Raw genomic sequence first — 20,563 nt, 5'->3', positions numbered from 1 at the left:
ACCGGGGAGTTCAGCCGAAGCGTTCCCAGAGCCTGGGGAATCGTTCCGCCACGGCGGCCGCGTTCTCGAAGTCGATGTAGACGCCCTCCGGCTCGGCGGGCTGCTCGGGAAGGCCGAGGTCCGGCAGCCGGACACCGGTGAGCTGCTCGTACGCCTCGTCCGCGGCGTAGCCGAGGTCCTCGGCGTCGCCGTCGACCTCCGGGTCGAAGGAGTCGCCCATGTCCGCGAGGGTGTCGGGGTCGTGGACGGCGCTCTCGAAGACGTGCCGGCCCTGCCCGATGAGCCAGCACCGGAAGAAGTCGAAGGCGTCGTCACCGGCGCCGCCCAGCATCAGGTCCGCGGCGGCCCACACGTCCCAGCGGTAGGCCCGGTTGAAGCGGCTCTCGAAGTGCCGTGCGAAGTCGACGACGGACTCCGGGTCCAGCTGGGTCAGCCGTTCCACCAGCAGGTCGGCGTGCTCCTCCGGATCGCCTCCCGCTGCCCCGCGTGTGCTGTCGACGATCTCCCAGAACTCCGTCTCGTCCATCACCGCTCCAGCATCCTGGCTGCGGCCCCCGGACGCACGCGGAACGGCGCAGACGCGCCCGTGTCGTGGGACATCCCGTGCGCGGCGGCGCCCTGATGACGGTCCGTCCGCAGCGTGTCCTCGCGCCGCACCGCGCGGTCCTCAGGCGTACGCGGCCGCCATCGCCCGGGCCGCCTCGGCCAGGCGCTTCCGCAGGGCGGCCGGGCGGAGGACCTCGGCGTCGGGGCCGAGAGCCAGGAGCTGGTCGTAGGCGACGTCCTGCGTCTCGACGGGGAGTGTGACGGTGACCCGTCCCCGCGGGTCGGGCGGCGCGGCGGCCGTGAGGGCCTCGCGGGCCGCGGTGCGGTCGGTGACGTACGGGAGGCGGCGGGCGCCGTCGGCCGAGAGGCGGACGACGACGGCCTCGCGGAGCACCGAGCGGGCGAACTCGGCGGCGCGGGCCTCCCAGAACGCGGGCAGATCGAAGTCCGGGTCTCTGCTGAAACGATCCGGCGAAGGTTCCGCGGCGCGGAAGCGGTCCACCCGGTAGACCCGGAAGTCCGTGCCGCAGCGTGCCACCGCGTACCAGACGCCCCCCTTCAGCACGAGCCCGTACGGATCCAGCTCCCGCTCCACCTCCTCGTCCCCGCGCCGGTAGCGGGCCCGCAGCCGCCGGTCCCCCCACACCGCCTCCGCGAGCGCCGGCAGCAGCCGAGGGGTCTCCGGCTCCTGCCACCAGCCGGGCGCGTCCAGATGGAAGCGCTGCGCCGCCGAGCGCGGCGCGTCCCGCAGTTCGGGAAGCAGGGCGGCCGAGACCTTCAGACGGGCCGAGGAGCCCGCGTCGTGCAGGCCCATGGCCCGCAGCGCGGCCGGCACCCCGGACAGGAAGAGCGCCTCGGCCTCCGCGCGGGCCAGTCCGGTCAGCCGGGTGCGGTAGCCGTCGACCAGCCGGTAGCCGCCGGAGCGCCCCCGTTCGGCGTAGACCGGCACGCCCGCCTCGGAGAGCGCCAGCACGTCCCGGCCGACGGTGCGCTCGGACACCTCCAGGGCCTTGGCGAGTTCGGTCGCCGTCATCGATTCACGGGACTGGAGCAGGAGGACGAGGTGGATCAGCCGTGCCGCACGCATACCCCCGAGGCTATGCGGTCTGCGCGGGCACCGGGACGGGGCCGGTCCGAGAGGTCCGGACCGGCCCCGCCGGGGCCCGCTGCGTGCGCGTCAGCGCGGGGGGAAGGTCAACGCAGCGCGCAACCCGCCAGGGCGGCCAGGCCGGTGGGGGCGGTGGCGCCCTGGCGGGAGATGGCGATGGTGATGCGGTCGATCACCGCGGCGCGCTTGCCCCGGAGCGGACCGAGGATCGCGTTGCCGACGAAGTTGGGCCCGCCCTGCCCGCGGGTGGTGACCAGCCGGTTCTCGGCCTCCTGGATCTGCCGTTGCAGCAGGGCGAGTTCACGGTCCACCTCGGCGCGGGCGGCGGCCGGGACGGCGCCCACGCGGGACGCCACGTCCGGGCACACGATGGAGTCGCCCGCGGCGGCCGGGGACCCGCCGGACGGGGCCGCGGACGCGGCCGGTGCCTGGGCGGCCGGTGCCGCCGTGGTACCGCCGGTGCTCAGGGCGCAGCCGGCGAGGGCCTCCAGCCCGGTGGGCCGGGCGGCGTGCCGGCCGATGGCGATGGCGATGCGGTCGAGTGTGGCGACCCGCTTGTCCTTCAGCGGCCCCAGGATGGCGTTGTCGACGAAGCCGGGCCCGCCCTCGCCCTGGGAGGTGACGAGCCGGCGGTCTGCCTCGGCGATCTGGGTGTCGAGCAGCGCGAGGTTGCGGTCGACCTCGGCCCGGGCCTGCGAGGGGATCGCCGGGAGAGCGCCCCGCACCGCGGGGCAGCTGACCGTGGGCGCGGCGGTGGCCGTGGGCCGTGCCTGGCCCGCCATGGCCGCTCCCACCACCACGACTCCCGACACCAGGGCACCGCCCACGACGCCGGCCACGAGCACGCGTCTGCGGTTGAAGGACGGAAGGGCACGCGACATCTGGTCTCCTCGACAGTGATCGACTGCTGGTCGCGCCCGTCTGGCCCCTCACGGGCGGTGCATGGCCTTGCCCCCTCCTATACGTCCGTCCGGCCCGAACCGCTCAACCCCGTACGGGATTTCCCGGAAAAGGCAGAGGCCCCAGCCCGGGAGGGGCTGGGGCCTCGGCCGCGGTACGGATCCGCGGGGTTCCCGGTCGGTTACAGACCCAGGTCGCCCTCGAACTCGCCGGCCTCGAGACGGGCCTTGACGTCGTTCAGGTAGCGGGCGGCGTCCGCGCCGTCGACCAGCTGGTGGTCGTACGACAGGGTCAGGTACGCCACGTCGCGGATCGCGATGGTCTCACCCAGGTCCGGGTGGTTGACCACCATCGGGCGGCGCACGGTGGCGCCGATGCCCAGCTCGGCGACCTGCGGGTAGTTCACGATGATCGTGTCGAACAGCGCACCGCGCGAGCCGGTGTTGCTGATCGTGAACGTGCCGCCGGACAGGTCGTCCGGGCTGATCTTCTTGTTGCGGACCTTGCCGGCCAGCTCGGCGGTCTTCTTGGCGATGCCGGCCAGGCTGAGGTCGCCGGCGCCCTTGATGACCGGGACCATCAGGCCCTGCTCCGAGTCCACCGCGATGCCGATGTTCTCGACGTCGTGGTAGGTGATGGTGCCGTCGTCGTTGATCTTGGCGTTGACGACCGGGTGGGCCTTGAGCGCCTCGGCGGCGGCCTTGACGAAGAACGGCATCGGCGAGAGCTTGACGCCCTCGCGGGCCAGGAAGGACTCCTTGGCCCGGGCCCGCAGCCTCATGATCTTGGTGACGTCCACCTCGACCACGGTCGACAGCTGCGCCTGGCTGTGCAGGGCCTTCATCATGTTGTCGGCGATGACCTTGCGGATGCGGGTCATCTTGACGGTCTGACCGCGCAGCGCGGCGGCCGCGGCCGGCACCGTGACGCCCGCGGCGGGAGCCGGGGCGGACGGGGCGGGAGCGGCGGCCTTGGCGGCCTCGGCGGCGGCCAGGACGTCCTGCTTGCGGATGCGGCCACCGACACCGGTGCCCTTGACCGTGGCGAGGTCCACGCCGTTCTCGGCGGCGAGCTTGCGGACCAGCGGGGTCACGTACGCGCCCTCGTCGGTCGGCGCGGTGGCCGACGGAGCGGCCGGGGCCGGGGTGACCGGAGCCGGAGCGGCGACGGGGGCCGGAGCGGGAGCCGGGGCCACCGGGGCGGGCGCGGGAGCCGGGGCCGACGGAGCGACCGGGGCGGGCGCCGGGGCCGGAGCCGCGGCGGCCGGGGCCGGGGCGGGAGCGGCGGGCGCCGGGGCCGGGGCGGGAGCGGCGGGAGCCGGGGCGGCGGCGGGCGCGGCACCGGCAACACCGATGACGGCGAGCTTGGCGCCGACCTCGGCGGTCTCGTCCTCGCCGACCAGGATCTCCAGCAGGGTGCCGGCGGCCGGCGACGGGATCTCGGTGTCGACCTTGTCCGTGGAGACCTCGAGCAGCGGCTCGTCGGCGTCCACGGTCTCACCGACCGACTTCAGCCAGCGGGTGACGGTGCCCTCGGTCACCGACTCGCCCAGCGCCGGCAGCAGCACCGGGGTGCCCTCGGCGGCGCCGGCCGGGGCCGGGGCGGGGGCGGGGGTCTCGGCGGCGGGCGCCGGGGCCTCCTGCACCGGAGCCGGCGCGGGCTCGGCCGCGGCGGCCGGGGCCGGGGCGGCAGCGGGGGCGCCCGTGCCGTCGTCGATGACGGCCAGCTCGGCGCCGACCTCCACCGTTTCGTCCTCGGCCACCTTGATGGAGGAGAGGATGCCCGAGGCGGGCGCCGGGATCTCGGTGTCGACCTTGTCGGTCGACACCTCGAGCAGCGGCTCGTCGGCCTCGACGCGCTCACCCTCGGCCTTCAGCCAGCGGGTGACGGTGCCCTCGGACACGCTCTCGCCGAGCGCCGGCAGGGTTACGGAAACCGCCATGGTTTCGGTTGCTCCTAACGATCTGTGCGGATGGTTCTGCGTGTCCGTGAATCAGTCGTGCGAGTGCAGCGGCTTGCCGGCCAGCGCCAGGTGGGCCTCGCCGAGGGCCTCGCTCTGCGTCGGGTGCGCGTGGATGAGCTGCGCGACCTCCGCGGGCAGGGCCTCCCAGTTGTAGACCAGCTGCGCCTCGCCGACCTGCTCGCCCATGCGGTCACCGACCATGTGGACGCCGACCACCGCACCGTCGCGGACCTGGACGAGCTTGATCTCGCCCGCGGTCTTGAGGATCTTGCTCTTGCCGTTGCCGGCCAGGTTGTACTTCAGGGTGACGACCTTGTCGGCGCCGTACAGTTCCTTGGCCTTGGCCTCGGAGATGCCGACGGAGGCGACCTCCGGGTGGCAGTACGTGACGCGTGGCACGCCGTCGTAGTCGATCGGGACGGTCTTCAGGCCGGCCAGCCGCTCCGCGACGAGGATGCCCTCGGCGAAGCCGACGTGGGCCAGCTGCAGGGTCGGGACGAGGTCGCCGACCGCGGAGATGGTGGGCACGTTGGTGCGCATGTACTCGTCGACCAGGACGTAGCCGCGGTCCATGGCGACCCCGGCCTCCTCGTAGCCCAGGCCCTGGGAGACCGGCCCGCGGCCGACGGCGACGAGCAGGACCTCGGCCTCGAACTCCTTGCCGTCGGCGAGGGTGACCTTGACGCCGTCGGCGGTGTACTCGGCCTTGGAGAAGAAGGTGCCGAGGTTGAACTTGATGCCCCGCTTGCGGAAGGCGCGCTCCAGGAGCTTGGAGCTGTTCTCGTCCTCGGCCGGCACGAGGTGCGGCAGGCCCTCGACGATGGTGATGTCGGCACCGAAGGACTTCCACGCCGAGGCGAACTCGACGCCGATGACGCCGCCGCCCAGGATGATCGCGGACTTCGGCACGCGGTCCAGGACCAGCGCGTGGTCGGAGGAGATGATGCGGTCGCCGTCGATGGCCAGGCCCGGCAGCGACTTCGGCACGGAACCGGTCGCGAGCAGCACGTGCCGGCCGGTGTAGCGCTGGCCGTTGACGTCCACCGTGGTGGGGGAGGAGAGCCGGCCCTCACCGGTCACGTAGGTGACCTTGCGGGAGGCCACCAGGCCCTGCAGGCCCTTGTAGAGGCCCGAGATCACGTCGTCCTTGTACTTGTGGACCCCGGCGATGTCGATGCCCTCGAAAGTGGCCTTGACACCGAACTGCTCGGCCTCGCGGGCCTGGTCCGCGATCTCACCGGCGTGCAGCAGAGCCTTCGTGGGGATGCAGCCGCGGTGCAGGCAGGTGCCGCCGAGCTTGTCCTTCTCGATCAGGGCGACGTCCAGACCGAGCTGCGCCGCGCGCAGGGCCGCGGCGTAGCCGCCGCTACCGCCACCGAGGATCACTAGGTCGAAAACGGTGCTGGCGTCGTTCGCCACGTCACGTCCTCCATGCATGGATACGCCGGAGCCGGTCCGTCGTGACCGGGCGGCGGCTTTTGTTCGGCCGCTTCTGTTAAACGGGGCCCTGTCGTGCCGAGACAACATCTTCGCACTTGTTCGGGGCGGGCGAGGCACCGGGCCGGTGTCTGAGACGTACGGAACGTCCCTGGCCGGGGCTACTCGCCGGTATCCCCTGCGAAATGCGAAGCGGTTGCACTCTTTGCTCGCTCTTGGCGAACGCGTACGGCCCCGGATGCCATACCCGGGGCCGTACCGAATGTGCTGAGGCTTACACCGCGGCTAGAGCAGCTCGCCCTCGCCCGCCTTCTCGGCCACGCGCACCAGGGTGCGGATGGCGGAGCCGGTGCCGCCCTTGGGGGTGTAGCCGAAGGGGCCGGACTCGTTGAAGGCCGGACCCGCGATGTCCAGGTGCGCCCAGGTGATGCCCTCGCCGACGAACTCCTTCAGGAACAGGCCGGCCGCCAGGCCGCCGCCCATGCGCTCGCCCATGTTGGAGATGTCCGCGGTGGGGGAGTCCATCGCCTTGCGCAGGTCGGCCGGGAGCGGCATCGGCCAGGACTGCTCGCCGACCTCGGTCGCGGTCTCGTGCACCGCGGTGCGGAAGGCGTCGTCGTTGGCCATGACACCGAAGATGCGGTTGCCGAGCGCCAGCACCATGGCGCCGGTCAGGGTCGCCACGTCGATGATCGCGTCGGGCTTCTCCTCCGAGGCGCGGGTGATCGCGTCGGCCATCACCAGGCGGCCCTCGGCGTCGGTGTTGAGCACCTCGACGGTCTTGCCGCTGTACATCTTCAGCACGTCGCCGGGACGGGCCGCGCTGCCCGACGGCATGTTCTCGGCGAGGGCCAGCCAGCCGGTGACGTTGACGGACAGGCCGAGGCGCGCGGCGGCGACCACGGTGGACAGCACGGCGGCGGCGCCGCTCATGTCGCACTTCATGGTCTCGTTGTGGCCGGCCGGCTTCAGGGAGATGCCGCCCGAGTCGTAGGTGATGCCCTTGCCGACCAGCGCGAGGTGCTTGGCGTCGCGGCCCTTGGCGCCCGCGTACGAGATCTTGACCAGGCGCGGCGGGTTCGCCGAGCCCTGGCCGACGCCCATGATGCCGCCGTAGCCGCCCTTGATCAGCGCCTTCTCGTCCAGCACCTCGATCTTGAGGCCGTGCTCCTTGGCGGCCTCCTGCGCGAGCGCGGCGAAGGACTTCGGGTTGAGGTCGTTCGGCGGCATGTTGATCAGGTCGCGCGCCCGGTTGACCTCGGTCGCGATGACGGTGGCCCGCTCGGCCGCGGCCTTGAACGCCTTGTCGCGCGGCTTCGCGCCGACCAGCGCGATCTCGGCGAGCGGCGCCTTGCCGTTGGCCGACTGGTACGCGGTGTACGCGTAGGCGCCGAGCAGCGCGCCCTCGGCGATCGCCTGCGCGGCGTCCGCGTCCTGCACCGGCAGCGCGTACGCGGCCTTCTTCGACCCGGCCAGCGCGCGGGCGGCGGCGCCGGCGGCCTTGCGCAGCGCCTCGGTGTCGTACGCGGCGCCGTCGGCCGGGGCCTCCCCGAGTCCGACCGCCAGCACGACCGGGGACTTCAGACCGTCCGGTGCGGGGAGCTTGGTCACCTCACCCTCAGCGCCCGAGGCGCCCAGTGTCTCGAGCGTCGCGGCGAGCCGGCCGGCGAAGGCCTGGTCCACCGCCTCCGCCCCGGCGGCGACCTCGGGGCCCTTCGCGCCCTTGGCCACGCCGACGACGACGGCGTCAGCGCGCAGCGCTGCCGCGGAGGAGGTGCTGAGAGTCAGTGCAGTCACGGTGATGCGGATCCTGTTCCTTCGGGGGTCCAATACTTGACGCCGGACTCCGTCCGGCTCCCCTCGTGTCTCGACGCCGGACTTCCTTCGCGGCACGGGGCGGGGGGTGCAGCACCGACCTTACGCTCACTCCTGTCGCTTGCGACCACGACCTGCGCCCATGGCGGTGAAGGCGCGGGTTTTCCCTATGGGAGCGCGGCCGCCCGGCATTCCGGGGGGATCCCCGAACCGGCGCCGCCCGGCGGGAGTTGGGGCCCCGCCCGGCGCGGGGGCCGGACGGCGGCCGCGCCGGCGCCGGCTCTCAGCCCAGGGAGAGGACCACCAGCGCTGCCGTCGCGGCGGTCTCGCACAACGCGCCGAAGACGTCACCGGTGACACCCCCCAGCCGCCTCCGGCAGCGGAGCAGCAGCAGTTCGGCGGCGGCCAGCGCCAGCAGCGCCGCCGCCGCGCAGCGCACGGCGTCCGGCACGCCGAAGGCGGCCCCGCAGGCCGCGCAGGCCAGGACCGTCAGCGCGGCGAGCGACCAGGCGGTACGGGCGGGGACGGCGCCCGCCACGGCCGCGCCGAGCCCGCCGGGGCGGGCCGGGGGCACACCCGCGCGGCAGGCGAGCGTCATGGCGGCGCGGGCGGTGAGGCCGGCCAGGGCGGCGGCCGCCGCGCCCCGGGTCCAGGACTGGCCGTACAGCCCGGCCAGCGCGGCGACCTGCGCCAGCAGGACGAGGACGAGGGTGAGCACGCCGAAGGGCCCGATGTCGGACTGCTTCATGATGCGCAGCGCGTCCTCGGCGGGCTTGCCGCTGCCCAGCCCGTCGGCGGTGTCCGCCAGTCCGTCCAGGTGCAGCCCCCGCGTCAGTGCGGCCGGTACGGCGGCACTCGCGACCGCGGCGAGCAGCGGGCCCGAGCCCAGGAGCAGCAGCACTCCGCCGGCCGCCGCCGAGCACAGCCCCGCGACCAGCCCGACGAGCGGCGCCCAGAGCATCCCCGCGCGGGCCGCCGGGCGGTCCCAGCGGGTGACCCGGACCCGCAGCACCGTCAACGTGCCGAAGGCGAAGCGCAGTCCGTCGCCGGGTGCGACGACGACAGGGTCAGCGGGGGAGGGGCCGGCGGTCATGGCGTGCAGGGTAACCGCCGGGCCGGAACCGTATAGTGCCGCGTACGGGGCGAAACGGGAGCAATCGGCATGAGCGACTGGTGGTATCGCAACATCATCGAGCCGGGGAAGCTGCCGCTGCTCCTGGCGCTCGGCGCCTTCGTGCTGACCTTCCTGATCACACGGATGATCACCCGCCTCATCCGGGCCGGGAAGGGCCCCTTCCGCAACATCTCGTCCGGCGGCACGCACATCCACCACGTGGTGCCCGGGATCGTCCTCATGACGATCGGCGGCTTCGGGGGCGTCGCCAGTTCCTCCCGCGGCTTCGGCGCCTACCTCTCGGCGCTGGTGTTCGGCGCGGGCGCGGGACTGGTCCTGGACGAGTTCGCGCTCGTGCTCTACCTGGACGACGTGTACTGGAGCGAACGCGGCCGCAAGAGCGTCGAGGCCGTCGTCGTCACCTTCTCCGTCCTCCTGATGATGCTCTGCGGACTGGTGCCCTTCGGCGTCAACTCGCTCACCCCCGACGAGCAGCAGAACCGCCTCTCGGTGATCGTCACCATCGTCGTCAACTTCCTCTTCGTCCTCGTCGCCCTCGTCAAGGGCAAGCTGCGCACCGCCGTCGTCGGCGTCTTCGTCCCCTTCGTCGCGCTGTACGGCGCCCTGCGGCTGGCCCGTCCGGGGTCCCTCTGGGCCGAGCGGTTCTACCACCGCAGGCCCAGGGCGGCCCGCCGGGCGGAGGTGCGCGCCGCCAAGCACGACGCGCGCTGGTCGGGACCGCTGAGGCGGCTTCAGGACTGGCTGGGCGGCTTCACCGAGCACTGAGCCCGGCGACGGGCGGCCAGGCGCTCCGCCAGGCACACCGGCAGCACCGCGGCGAGCGCCGCGCAGTGCTCGTACCCGGCGAGGTTGGGGACCAGCGCGGCCTCGGCCGCCATGCACACCACGACCGCCGACGCCGTCGCCCACGCCCGGTGGCGCACCGCCACGTACACCGCCAGCGCCGCGACGGCCGCCGACGGCCCGGTGTCCCGGACCGTCACCCACTCCGTGGGCAGGCCGAGGAAGCCGTCCGGGCCCACGGCCAGCGCGTAGCGGGCGTACGAGGTGCCGGCGAGCGTCGCGAGGTAGGCGACGGCGAGCGTGGGCAGCCGGCCGACGGCGATCTCCGCGACACCGAAGACGATCAGCACCTGGGCGAGCGCGCCCCACACCGGCAGCCCGAGGGCGGGCACGAACAGCGACAGCGGGGTGCGCAACAGGACCTGCCCGAAGGGCATGCCGGCCCGGACCACGCCGATGTGCGCGACCGGCCCGGCGCCCCAGGAGGTGATCTGCACCAGCTGCAGCAGACCGACGAGGCCGACCGCGCCGAGGGTCAGCGGCACCGCGCGCAGCCGCCGGCGCACCAGCGCCTCACGCACGTCCCACGCCAGAGCGCCCCACTCCGCGCGGGCGAACTCCCGCAGCCGCTTGCCGAGGCCCCTCACCGCCGCAGCGAGGGCAGCCGGGGCGCGGTGAGGAAGCCCTCCGCCCGTGCGCTGGCCAGCCCGATCCGGGGCAGCTCGCCGCCCTTCTCGAAGAGCAGGAAGCGCGGCTCCCAGATGGGCCGGTACTTGGCGTTGGCGCGGTACAGCGACTCGATCTGCCACCACCGGGAGAAGAAGGTCAGCAGTGCCCGCCACACCCGCAGCACCGGCCCGGCGCCCAGCCTCGCCCCGCGCTCGAAGACCGACCGGAACATCGCGAAGTTGAGGGAGACCCGTTCGACCCCGACCTCGTCCGCGTGCCGGATCAGCTCGATCACCATGAACTCCACCAGCCCGTTGTCGGAGTCCCGGTCGCGGCGCATCAGGTCCAGCGACAGCCTGTGCCGCCCCCACGGCACGAAGCTGAGCAGCGCCCGCGGCGCACCCCGCGCGTCCGCGCACTCCACCATGACGCAACGGCCGTCCGCCGGGCCGCCGAGCCGTCCCAGCGCCATGGAGAATCCCCGCTCTGTCTCCCCGTCGCGCCAGCGGTCCGCGCACTCCAGCAGCGCGTCCATCTCGGCCGCAGGGATGGACTCGTGACGCCGGATGCGGACCGTGTACCCGGCGCGCTGGACCCGGTGGTACGCCTGCCGAACGGTGCGCATCGCGCGGCCCTCCAGCGTGAACTCCTCGACCTCGACGATCGCCTCGTCGCCCAGCTCCAGGGCGCCCAGTCCGTGCCGCGCGTAGATCGTGCCGCCCTCCTCGCCGGCCCCCATCACGGCCGGCACCCAGGCGTGCGACCGGGCCTCGGCGAGCCAGGCGTCGATGGCCCCGGGCCACGCCTCGGGGTCGCCGATCGGGTCGCCGGAGGCCAGGGAGACCCCGCCGACGACGCGGTAGGCGATCGCGGACTTGCCCGTCGGCGACCAGACCACGCTCTTGTCGCGGCGGAGCGCGAAGTAGCCGAGCGAGTCCCGTTCGCCGTGCCGGTCCAGCAGGGCGCGCAGCCGCATCTCGTCCTCCGGGCAGAGCAGTTCGCGGCCGCGGGGGGCGCGGAACGCCACGTACAGCACCAGCAGGAACAACAGGGCACTCATGACGTTGATGACGACGTCGACCCAGCCCGGGGTTGAAATCCCCGGGAAGGATTCCTCGGCGCTCGCGAGCGAGACCACCCGGAGCATGGCGTACGCGTAGCGCTCGCCGAAGGTGGAGCCGTGCGCGGTGTCGGTGACAGTGACCAGCCCTGCGGCGAGCAGGCCGCCGATCGCGACGCCGCCGACGGCGACCGCGGCGGCCAGCCTCGCGTCGGAGCGGTCGCCCTTGGCGCGGAAGACGGGCCGGCCGGCGACCAGCGCGGCGCAGAAGGCGGCGGTGCACACCAGGGACACCCAGTTCTGGGGGTGGCCGCGGACCTCGGGGACGACCATCGCCACGACGAGGAGCAGCAGGTAGAGCCCGGCGGCGACGAGGTTGAGGATCCAGGCCGCGCGCTTCCTGCGGCGCATGGTGACGGCGAGGAAGAGCGCGAAGAAAGCCGTGGTGTAGCCGGCGGTCAGCAGGTAGGGGGTGAAGTACTCGTCGACGTCGTGGCGCCGGATGTCGTTGCCGAAGGACACCCACACGGCGCCCAGCAGGTCGACCAGGCCGACCAGGCGCAGATACCGGACGGTGAACACCGCGCCGCGCTCACGCCAGACCGAGACGGCCGTTCCCATGAGATCGAATCCTACGGGAACGGCCCGATTCGTGACGTATCAGAAACGTTCCGGCAGCTCCGCCGAGAGTGCCGCCGCCGCCTTCAGCAGCGGCAGCGCCAGCAGTGCCCCCGTGCCCTCACCCGCCGTCACCTTCTGCTCCAGCAGCGGCTCGATGGAGAGCCGGTCCAGCGCCTTGACCTGTCCCGGCTCACCGCTGGCCTGCCCGGCGAGCCACCAGTCCGGCGCCCGGAAGGCGATCCGCTGCGCCACCAGCGCGCAGGCCGCGGACACCACGCCGTCCAGCACCACCGGCAGCTTCCGCACCGCCGTCTGCAGCAGGAAGCCGGTGATCGCCGCCACGTCCGCGCCGCCGACCGCCGCCAGCAGCTCCAGCTGGTCGCCCAGCACCGGGCGGGCCCGGCGCAACGCGTCCCGGATCGCCGCGCACTTGCGCATCCACGCGATGTCGTCGATGCCCGAACCGCGGCCGGTCACCACCGAGGCGTCCGTACCGCACAGCGCCGCGATCAGCACGCCGGCCACCGTGGTGCCGCCCACGCTCAGGTCACCGAGCAGCACCAGGTCCGTGCCGGAGTCCGCCTCCTCGTCCGCGACGGCCATGCCGGCCCGGAACGCCGCCTCGGCCTCCTCGGCCGTCAGCGCGTCCTCCACGTCGATCCGGCCGGAGCCGCGCCGCACGCGGTGCGCCGTCACATCGGCGGGCAGGTCCTCGGCCGGGGCGTCCACGCCCACGTCCACCACCCGGACCCCCGCGCCGTACTGACGCGCCAGCACATTCACCGGCGAGGCGCCGTCCAGCACCCGCCGGACCAGCTGGACCGCGGTACCCGCCGGGCGGGCCGACACATTCAGCGCCGCCACTCCGTGGTCCGCCGCGAAGAGCACGGTCTTCGGGTGCCCGATCGGGCGTACGGTCGCCACGCCCTGGGCCGCCGACAGCCAGTCCGCGAGTTCGGCCAGCCCGCCCAGCGCGCTCGCCGGGCGCACCAGCCGCTGCCAGCGGTCGTGCGCGTCACGGCGGACACCGGCGTCCGGACGCTCCACCAGGGACGCGAAATCATCAAGGTTCAGGCCGCTCACGGGGTCGAACACTACCGGTCCCGAGGGCCGCGCGCCGAGGTCAGCCCCGCAGTGCCAGCGCCTGCCCCGCGACCACCAGCACCACGTGCTCGGACTCGTCCGCGACCGCCGCGTTGAGCCGCCCCAGCTCGTCCCGGAAACGGCGCCCGCTGGCCGTGGCCGGGACGACCCCGGAGCCGACCTCGTTGCTGACGGCGACGACCGTGCGGCGGGTCGCGCGCCACGCGGCGGCCAGCTCCGCGACACGGCGGCGCAGTTCGCGCTCCGCGCCCTCCGCCCAGTTCTCGTCGTCCCACGCGCCGAGCTCGTCCATGGTGTGCGTCAGCCACAGCGACAGGCAGTCGACCAGCAGCGCCGGGCCGTCCCCCTCCGCGAGCAGCGGCAGGAGGTCGCAGGTCTCCACCGTCTGCCACGACCCCGGGCGCCGCTCCCGGTGCAGCGCCACCCGCTGCGCCCACTCCGGGTCCCCGCCCCGCGTCCCGCCGGTGGCCACGTACAGCACGTCGGGGAAGGCCGACAGCCGCCGTTCCGCCTCCACCGACTTGCCCGAACGCGCCCCGCCCAGCACGAGCGTGCGCCGCGGCACGTCCGGCACGTCGTGAATGTCGCCGACCGTCAGCGTGGTGCCGTCCGGTATTGCCCGCGCGCCGAGCGCGGCCAGCCGGCGCCGCAGCTCGGGCCCCGGGTGGACGCGGTGGTCCAGGTGCACCGCGAGGACGTCGGTGGTGCTCCCGACCGCGCCCGCCCCCCGCAGCCGCGCCAGCGCGTCCGGCCGGGCCACGGCGTCCAGCAGCACGGTCCCATACGGCTCGACCGCCTCCGGGAGGCCCGCGGGGCCGCACTCCGGCGGCAGGTACAGCAGCCGCTGCCCGTCCGGCCCCGTCACCTCGTACCCGGAGCCGGGCGCGTCGACCGGCACCGCCCGTACGCGGTGCCCGGTCAGCACAGTGATCTCCTGCCCCGCCAGCACCCGGCTGGGAGCGGGCAGCCCCGCCGGGATCTCCACGGCCGGCCCGTCGTGCGGATGCGACAGCAGCACCTGGCGCACTCCCGCGAGCGACCGCCCCGACCGCGCGGCGGTCAGCGCCAGCCCCGGCGTCAGGTCGATCAGCACCGCCCCGTCCACGAGCAGCGCGGTCGCCGCCCGCGCCTGGTCGCCGACCGCCACCGCACACGCGGCGCACGGGCAGTCCGGGAGGGGCAGGCCGTCCGGGCCTCCGGTGCCGAGGAGAGTCAGTTCCACGTGCAGATCCTCTCGCGTCCGCGCACGCTACGCTGCCGGGCAGGCACCCCCAGGGACGAGGAGACGGACATGGCGTGGACGTGGCGTTTCGAGAAGACCGACGGCACGGAGGTCACCCCCGCGGTCGAGCCCGAGGAGTTCACCACCCAGGGCGACGCCGAGTCCTGGATCGGCGAGGTCTGGAAGGACCTCCTCCAGGGCGGTGCCGACCAGGTCGTCCTGTTCGAGGACAGCACGAGGATCTACGGCCCGATGAGCCTGCACGCCGACGAGTAGCCGCGCGGCCGGGCATCGGCCGGCCACGCACCGGCACCACGCCCGAGGGCGGGGCCGTGGGACGTCCCACGGCCCCGCCCTCGCGCGTATCCGGGCCGGTCCGGACTACTGGAGCTGACCCAGGGTGACCCGCACGGTCTTCTCGCTGCTGCCGCGCTGGACGGTGACGTCCACGGTGTCGCCGGGGGCGCGCTGTACCAGGGCCTCGGAGAGCGACTGGAGGGTCGTGATGTCGCTGTTCCCGACACGGGTGATGACGTCCCCGGGCTTGATGCCGGCCTTGTCGGCCGCGCCGCCCTTGGTGACCTCCACGACGCCCACCCCGGCGGGCTGGAAGTTCTCGTCGAGGACGGTGCGCCCGGCGATGCCGAGCGCCGCGCGGCCGGAGTCGACGACCTTGCCGTGCTTGATGATCTGGTCGGCGATGCGCGTGACGGTGGCCGCGGGGATGGCGAAGCCGATGCCCGGGGCGGCCGAGTCCCCCATCGAGGTGTTGACCGCGGCGAGGGTGGGGATGCCGATGACCTGGCCGGAGAGGTTGACCAGTGCGCCGCCGCTGTTGCCCGGGTTGATGGGGGCCGAGGTCTGCACCAGGTCGGCAAGGGTGGCGCCGACGCCGCCGCCGGACGGGGCCTCGCTGACCGTACGGCCGACGGCGGAGACGATGCCCTGGGTGACGCTGCTGTTCAGGCCGAGCGGACTGCCCATGGCGAGGACGATCTGGCCGACCTGGACGTCCCGGGAGCGGCCGAAGCTCGCCGGGCGCAACCCGTCGGGCGGGTCGTCGAGTTCGATGACGGCGAGGTCCTGCTCGGGATAGGCGGCGACGAGGCGGCCCTTGTGCGGGGCGTCGCTGTTGGCGAGGATGACCTCGAAGGTATCGGCGCTGCCGACGACATGGGCGTTGGTGACGATGTGGCCCTTGGTGTCGTAGAGGATGCCGGAGCCGAGCCCCTCGGACGTGTTGATCTGGACGACGGACGGCAGGACCGCCTTGACCACCTGCTGGTAGGAGTGCTCCAGATCGCGGGCGCCGGCCGCCTCGGAGGCGGCCACGGGCGCCGGCGCCGAGGACGACGCGGTGGGGGCGGCCGAGTCCCCCGTGCATCCGGCGGTCAGGCTTCCGGCGCACGCGACGGCCAGCAGCAGGGCCGCCGCTCGCAGTGCCGCCCGCGGCCGCCGTCGGTTCGGCTTCGAATCGCGCATGACCGAAGTGTCGCGTTCGCGGCGTCCCGTCCCCGGTAGCCCGCCCCGGTCAGCTCCGTACGCCGCACAGATGCAGCAGTGCCGCGACCGCGCGGTAGGGATCGGTGCGCCCGGCCAGTTCCTCGGCGGCCAGCAGTTCCCCGGGCACGTCCACGGCGTCGTCCGGCGCCGTGTCGGTGAAGACCCGCACCCCGTACCAGGCGTGCAGCGGCGCGCCGATCGCGCTGAGGGTCGTCGTCAGATCCGCGCGCCGGTCGGCGCGGGCAGGCAGGCCGAGCCGGTTGGTGTACGTGTCGGCCGCGAAGGCGGCCAGCGCGCCGGTCCAGTCGCCCTGCAGCGCGGGCCGCATCGCCAGGGCGTCCGCGTTCCGCACGAGCAGCGACAGCAGTCCGCCGGGGGCCAGGACCCGGGCGAGTCCGGCGACCATGGCGTCCGGCTCGGGCACGTACATCAGCACGCCGTGGCAGAGCACCACGTCGAAGCTGCCGGGCCCGAAGTGGCGACCGGTCTCACGACCGTCGCCCTCCAGGAGGGTGACCCGCTCGCGTATGCCCTCGGGCTCGGCGGCCAGCGCGTCCCGCAGGACGCCCGCCATGTGCGGATCGGCCTCCAGGCCGGTGACCAGGTGCCCGGCGCGGGCCATCCGCAGCGCCTGGGTGCCCTGCCCGGGGCCGACGTCGAGGATCCTCAGCCGGCGCCCGACCGGGAAGCGCGCGGTGATCTGCTCGTCGAGCTGGCGCGCGACCAGCTCCTGACGCACGGTGTTCCGGAGTCCGCCCAGCCGGTCCAGCCAGGATCCGGCCGCGCCGGCGAACCCGCCGTTCCCGCTCAGGGCTTGGTGCCGCGCTTGACCTGCGGCTTCGGCAGGCGCAGTCGGCGCATCTGGAGGGTCCGCATGAGGGCGTAGGCGACCGCGCCCTTGGTGGGCTTGTCCGGGAAGCGCTTGGCCAGCTCGCGCCGCAGCAGGAAACCGGTGATGATCGAGTCGATGACGATCAGCACGATCACCACGAGCCACAGCAGCAGCGAGAGGTTCTTCAGCGCGGTGCTCGGCACCATGCTCAGCACGAGGATGACCACGGCCAGCGGCAGGAAGAACTCGGCCACGCGGAAGCGGGAGTCCACGTAGTCGCGCGCGAACTTGCGGACCGGTCCCTTGTCGCGGGCGGGCAGATAGCGCTCGTCGCCGTTCATGAGCGCCTCGCGCTGCTTGGCGAGGTCGGCTCGCCGGGCGTCGCGGGCCTGCTTGGAGGCGGCCTTGCGGTCGGCGGGCGCGCTCACGGTCCTGCGGCGCTGGCTCTGGGCGTCACTGCGCTTGGGCGTGGGGCGACCCTTGGGAGCCTGCGGGTCGCGAGGCCGCGCGTCCTCCACCATGGTGGTGGACGCGGCCTGCTCGGTTTGGGAACGACGTCGGAACACGACTCCAAGGTTACGTGCTCGCCGACGGGACCCCCAGCCCCTCACCTACTCCCTGGGCCTGAGGTCATCGAACTGTGATCGTTCCTAAGGATGAGCGCATCCGCAACAGAACAGTGGGGTAATGGAACCAGGCCCCGTACTGTGGGGTCTGTAGATGTGGTGTGCTGGCGAGCTGAATGAAGGGGGCGCGCGAGGCCCATGAGCGGTGTCATGAAGCGGATGGGGATGATCTTCCGCGCGAAGGCCAACAAGGCCCTTGACCGGGCCGAGGATCCGCGCGAGACCCTCGACTACTCGTACCAGAAACAGCTGGAGCTGCTGCAGAAGGTGCGGCGCGGTGTCGCGGACGTCGCCACCTCGCGCAAGCGGCTGGAGCTGCAGCTGAACCAGCTGCAGCAGCAGTCGGCGAAGTTCGAGGACCAGGGCCGCAAGGCGCTCGCCCTGGGCAGGGAGGACCTGGCCCGCGAGGCGCTGTCGCGCCGGGCCGCGCTCCAGCAGCAGGTCACCGACCTGGAGACGCAGCATCAGACGCTGCAGGGCGAGGAGGAGAAGCTCACCCTCGCCGCCCAGCGGCTGCAGGCCAAGGTGGACGCCTTCCGCACCAAGAAGGAGACCATCAAGGCCACCTACAGCGCGGCCAAGGCGCAGACCCAGATCGGCGAGGCCTTCTCCGGCATCTCCGAGGAGATGGGCGACGTCGGCCTGGCGATCCAGCGCGCCGAGGACAAGACCGAGCAGTTGCGGGCCCGGGCCGGTGCCCTGGACGAGCTGCTGGCCTCCGGTGCCCTCGACGACCCGACCGGCATCGCCAAGGACGACATCCAGGCGGAGCTGGACCGTCTGTCCGGCGGCAGCGACGTGGAGCTGGAACTGCAGCGCATGAAGGCCGAGCTGGCCGGCGGCTCCCCGCAGCAGGCCATCGAGAGCGGCGGCCAGCAGGGCCAGAACCAGTCCCAGACCCAGGACCAGCCCCGGTTCGACAAGCAGTGAGGCACCCCTGAGGAGGGCGTCGTGATTGTACGGATCATGGGCGAGGGGCAGGTGACGGTGGCGGAGAGCCATCTCGCCGAGCTCGACAAGCTCGACGACGAGCTCCTGGCGGAGATGGAGAGCGGCGACGACGCCGGTTTCCGGCGCACGCTCACCGCACTCCTCGACGCCGTCCGCCGGCTCGGCACACCGCTGCCGGACGACTCCCTGGAGCCGTCCGAACTGATCCTGCCGGCCTCGGACGCCACCTTGGAGGAGGTCCGGGCGATGCTCCGCGACGACGGCCTCATCCCCGGCTGACCCTTCGCCGACCAGCGCACTCGCACGTGCCCCGGCCCGGTTCCGTACCGGGCCGGGGCACGGTCGTCTTGCGCGGCCCCGTACCGTTGATGAGCGTGCAGCATCGATCCATGAGGGACCGGGCCCGGCTGTGGCCGCAGGCCCACCCCATCGCCCTCGACGCCGGGCTGGCGCTCGCCGTCCTCGCGGTGATCCTCGGCAACATGTTCATCGGGCCGCACGCGGAGCGCTATGACGCCTCCGTCCCCGACATCGTCCTCAGCGTCGTCGCCTCCGCCGCGCTGCTGCTGCGCCGGCGGAGCCCGCTGGGCGTCCTCGCGGTCACCGGCGCGGTCACCGTCGTCTATCTGCTCACCGCGACGGGGGAGGGCCGCGCGCCGGTGGCGGCCGCCGTCGTCGTCGCGCTCTTCTCGGCCTCCACGCGCACCGATCGCACCACCACCTTCCGGCTGGGCCTGGCCACCTGCCTCCTGCTGCCCGCCATCGCGATGCTCTTCGGGTCGCGGCCCTGGTACTCCGCCGAGAACCTCGCGCTGTTCGCGTGGACCGGTATGGCCGCGGCGGCCGGCGAGGCCACCCGCAACCGCCGTGCCTACATCGCCGCCGTCGAGGAACGCGCGGAGCGGGCCGAGCGCACCCGGGAGGAGGAGGCAAAGCGCCGCGTCGCAGAGGAGCGGATGCGGATCGCCCGGGAGCTGCACGACGTGGTCGCCCACCACATCGCCCTGGTCAACGTGCAGGCTGGCGTCGCCGCCCACGTCATGGACAGCCGCCCCGACCAGGCGAAGCAGGCCCTCGCCCACGTCCGCGAGGCCAGCCGCTCCGCACTCGACGAGCTGCGCGCGACGGTCGGCCTGCTGCGGCAGTCCGGCGATCCAGCCGCCCCCATGGAGCCGGCGCCCGGCCTCGGCGTACTGGACCAGCTCGTCGACGGCTTCCGGCGGGCCGGGCTGCCGGTCGAGGTGGTCGAGGAGGCCCCGGGCACGCTGCCGGCCGGCGTCGACCTCACGGCGTACCGGGTCATCCAGGAATCCCTGACCAATGTGCACAAGCACGCCGGCCCGGGCGCGCGGGCGGAGATCCGCATCGCGCGCGGCGCCGACGCGCTCGAGGTCACCGTGCTCGACCGCGGCGGACGCCCGGACGCCCCGGTCACCGAGGGCGGCGGCCACGGTCTGATCGGCATGCGCGAGCGGGCCGCGGCCCTCGGCGGCACCTGCGAGGCCGGCCCGTGCACGCAGGGCGGCTTCCGCGTCCACGCGCGCCTGCCGCTGGCGGTACCGGCCTGAGCTCCGCCCGCCCGGCCGGGGATGGGAAAATGCCCGCATGATCAGGGTGCTGCTCGCGGACGACCAGGCACTGCTGCGCGGCGCGTTCCGCGTCCTCGTGGAGTCGGAACCGGACATGGAGGTCGTGGGGGAGGCCTCGGACGGCGCGGAGGCGGTCGCGCTGGCCCGCAGCACCCGGGCGGACGTCGTGCTGATGGACATCCGCATGCCCGGCACCGACGGCCTCGCCGCCACCCGCGAGATCACCGGTGCCGAGGACCTGACGGGCGTCGCGGTCCTCGTCCTGACCACCTTCGAGGCCGACGAGTACGTCGCGCAGGCGATCCGCGCCGGGGCCGCCGGCTTCCTCGGCAAGGGCGCCGAGCCGGACGAGCTGCTCGCCGCGATCCGCACCGTCGCCGCCGGGGACGCGCTGCTGTCGCCGTCCGCGACGAAGAGCCTGATCGGGCAGTTCCTGGCGCAGGCCGGCACACCGTCCCGCACCGCCCCCGAGCTCGACGCGCTCACCGCCCGCGAGCGCGAGGTGCTGATCGAGGTCGCGATGGGCCTGCCGAACGACGAGATCGCCGAACGCCTCGGCGTGAGCCCGCTCACCGTCAAGACCCATGTGAACCGCACCATGGCCAAGCTGGGCGCCCGCGACCGCGCTCAGCTGGTCGTGGCGGCGTACGAGTCCGGCCTGGTGCGCCCGGCCGGGCGCTGAACTACGCCCGGCGCCGT

General features: G+C 73.6%; 20 protein-coding genes. 6 read left to right on the top strand and 14 right to left on the bottom strand.

Features of this window, described 5'->3' with window-relative positions:
- Positions 1–10: 10 nt before the first annotated feature.
- From ACWDAS_RS08140 to ACWDAS_RS08110, 7 genes are all read right to left on the bottom strand, one after another.
- Entirely contained in the window at positions 11–526 is a 516-nt protein-coding gene (locus ACWDAS_RS08140; RefSeq protein WP_450388029.1) for a DUF4240 domain-containing protein, read from the bottom strand.
- A 141-nt stretch (positions 527–667) separates the two neighbouring features.
- Positions 668–1,633 (bottom strand): helix-turn-helix transcriptional regulator, encoded by a 966-nt coding sequence (locus tag ACWDAS_RS08135; RefSeq protein ID WP_450388028.1) that lies wholly within the window; start codon positions 1,631–1,633, stop codon positions 668–670.
- Positions 1,634–1,740: 107 nt separating this feature from the next.
- On the bottom strand, positions 1,741–2,535 hold the full coding sequence (locus tag ACWDAS_RS08130) for a hypothetical protein (protein WP_450388027.1): 795 nt from the start codon (positions 2,533–2,535) through the stop codon (positions 1,741–1,743).
- Between the two features lie 200 nt (positions 2,536–2,735).
- Positions 2,736–4,496, bottom strand: a complete 1,761-nt coding sequence (sucB, locus tag ACWDAS_RS08125; protein WP_450388026.1) for a 2-oxoglutarate dehydrogenase, E2 component, dihydrolipoamide succinyltransferase — start codon at positions 4,494–4,496, stop codon at positions 2,736–2,738.
- 51 nt (positions 4,497–4,547) lie between these two features.
- Positions 4,548–5,936, bottom strand: coding sequence for a dihydrolipoyl dehydrogenase (lpdA, locus tag ACWDAS_RS08120; protein ID WP_450388025.1), 1,389 nt, complete (start codon positions 5,934–5,936; stop codon positions 4,548–4,550).
- A gap of 303 nt (positions 5,937–6,239) precedes the next feature.
- Positions 6,240–7,751: a leucyl aminopeptidase gene (locus ACWDAS_RS08115; protein WP_450388024.1), complete on the bottom strand. Its 1,512-nt coding sequence runs from the start codon at positions 7,749–7,751 to the stop codon at positions 6,240–6,242.
- Positions 7,752–8,052: 301 nt separating this feature from the next.
- Positions 8,053–8,862, bottom strand: a complete 810-nt coding sequence (locus ACWDAS_RS08110) for an adenosylcobinamide-GDP ribazoletransferase (RefSeq protein ID WP_450388023.1) — start codon at positions 8,860–8,862, stop codon at positions 8,053–8,055.
- Positions 8,863–8,931: 69 nt separating this feature from the next.
- On the opposite strand from ACWDAS_RS08110, the gene ACWDAS_RS08105 reads away from it, so the two are divergent.
- Complete coding sequence (locus tag ACWDAS_RS08105; protein ID WP_450388022.1) at positions 8,932–9,669, top strand: hypothetical protein; 738 nt, start codon at positions 8,932–8,934, stop codon at positions 9,667–9,669.
- On the opposite strand, the gene ACWDAS_RS08100 is transcribed toward ACWDAS_RS08105, so the two are convergent.
- The 4 genes from ACWDAS_RS08100 to ACWDAS_RS08085 are packed head-to-tail and all read right to left on the bottom strand — an operon-like array spanning position 9,636 to position 14,363.
- Positions 9,636–10,334 carry a hypothetical protein gene (locus ACWDAS_RS08100; RefSeq protein ID WP_450388021.1) on the bottom strand — a complete coding sequence of 233 codons (699 nt, stop codon included), beginning with the start codon at positions 10,332–10,334 and terminating at the stop codon, positions 9,636–9,638. The two genes, ACWDAS_RS08105 and ACWDAS_RS08100, sit on opposite strands and share 34 nt — an antisense overlap.
- Positions 10,331–12,037 (bottom strand): phosphatidylglycerol lysyltransferase domain-containing protein, encoded by a 1,707-nt coding sequence (locus ACWDAS_RS08095; protein ID WP_450388020.1) that lies wholly within the window; start codon positions 12,035–12,037, stop codon positions 10,331–10,333. The genes ACWDAS_RS08100 and ACWDAS_RS08095 overlap by 4 nt, the downstream gene beginning before the upstream one ends.
- Positions 12,038–12,076: 39 nt before the next feature.
- A complete protein-coding gene (cobT, locus tag ACWDAS_RS08090) occupies positions 12,077–13,120 on the bottom strand; it encodes a nicotinate-nucleotide--dimethylbenzimidazole phosphoribosyltransferase (RefSeq protein ID WP_450388019.1) in 1,044 nt (347 codons plus the stop codon).
- A 40-nt stretch (positions 13,121–13,160) separates the two neighbouring features.
- On the bottom strand, positions 13,161–14,363 hold the full coding sequence (locus ACWDAS_RS08085) for a bifunctional adenosylcobinamide kinase/adenosylcobinamide-phosphate guanylyltransferase (protein WP_450388018.1): 1,203 nt from the start codon (positions 14,361–14,363) through the stop codon (positions 13,161–13,163).
- Between the two features lie 69 nt (positions 14,364–14,432).
- Here ACWDAS_RS08085 and ACWDAS_RS08080 point away from each other — a divergent pair, with 69 nt between their 5' ends.
- Entirely contained in the window at positions 14,433–14,639 is a 207-nt protein-coding gene (locus tag ACWDAS_RS08080; RefSeq protein WP_450388017.1) for a hypothetical protein, read from the top strand.
- 105 nt (positions 14,640–14,744) lie between these two features.
- Here ACWDAS_RS08080 and ACWDAS_RS08075 read toward each other — a convergent pair whose 3' ends face one another.
- From ACWDAS_RS08075 to ACWDAS_RS08065, 3 genes are all read right to left on the bottom strand, one after another.
- Entirely contained in the window at positions 14,745–15,845 is a 1,101-nt protein-coding gene (locus ACWDAS_RS08075) for a S1C family serine protease (RefSeq protein WP_450388016.1), read from the bottom strand.
- Between the two features lie 49 nt (positions 15,846–15,894).
- On the bottom strand, positions 15,895–16,605 hold the full coding sequence (locus ACWDAS_RS08070; protein ID WP_450388015.1) for a class I SAM-dependent methyltransferase: 711 nt from the start codon (positions 16,603–16,605) through the stop codon (positions 15,895–15,897).
- A 68-nt stretch (positions 16,606–16,673) separates the two neighbouring features.
- The gene (locus ACWDAS_RS08065) at positions 16,674–17,264 is read right to left on the bottom strand and encodes a DUF3043 domain-containing protein (RefSeq protein ID WP_450388014.1); all 591 of its coding nucleotides are present in this window, start codon (positions 17,262–17,264) and stop codon (positions 16,674–16,676) included.
- 198 nt (positions 17,265–17,462) lie between these two features.
- On the opposite strand from ACWDAS_RS08065, the gene ACWDAS_RS08060 reads away from it, so the two are divergent.
- The 4 genes from ACWDAS_RS08060 to ACWDAS_RS08045 all read left to right on the top strand — a co-directional run bounded on the left by ACWDAS_RS08060 (position 17,463) and on the right by ACWDAS_RS08045 (position 20,546).
- Positions 17,463–18,254: a PspA/IM30 family protein gene (locus tag ACWDAS_RS08060; RefSeq protein WP_450388013.1), complete on the top strand. Its 792-nt coding sequence runs from the start codon at positions 17,463–17,465 to the stop codon at positions 18,252–18,254.
- A 21-nt stretch (positions 18,255–18,275) separates the two neighbouring features.
- Positions 18,276–18,554 carry a PspA-associated protein PspAA gene (gene pspAA, locus ACWDAS_RS08055; RefSeq protein ID WP_450388012.1) on the top strand — a complete coding sequence of 93 codons (279 nt, stop codon included), beginning with the start codon at positions 18,276–18,278 and terminating at the stop codon, positions 18,552–18,554.
- A 110-nt stretch (positions 18,555–18,664) separates the two neighbouring features.
- Positions 18,665–19,843 (top strand): sensor histidine kinase, encoded by a 1,179-nt coding sequence (locus ACWDAS_RS08050; RefSeq protein ID WP_450388011.1) that lies wholly within the window; start codon positions 18,665–18,667, stop codon positions 19,841–19,843.
- A 37-nt stretch (positions 19,844–19,880) separates the two neighbouring features.
- Positions 19,881–20,546, top strand: coding sequence for a response regulator transcription factor (locus tag ACWDAS_RS08045; protein ID WP_450388010.1), 666 nt, complete (start codon positions 19,881–19,883; stop codon positions 20,544–20,546).
- Positions 20,547–20,563: the final 17 nt, after the last annotated feature.

The sequence above is a fragment of the Streptomyces sp. NPDC001070 genome (assembly GCF_053598835.1).
Note: the sequence above shows the minus strand (reverse complement) of the source record. Positions and strands in the feature narration are given on the sequence as shown.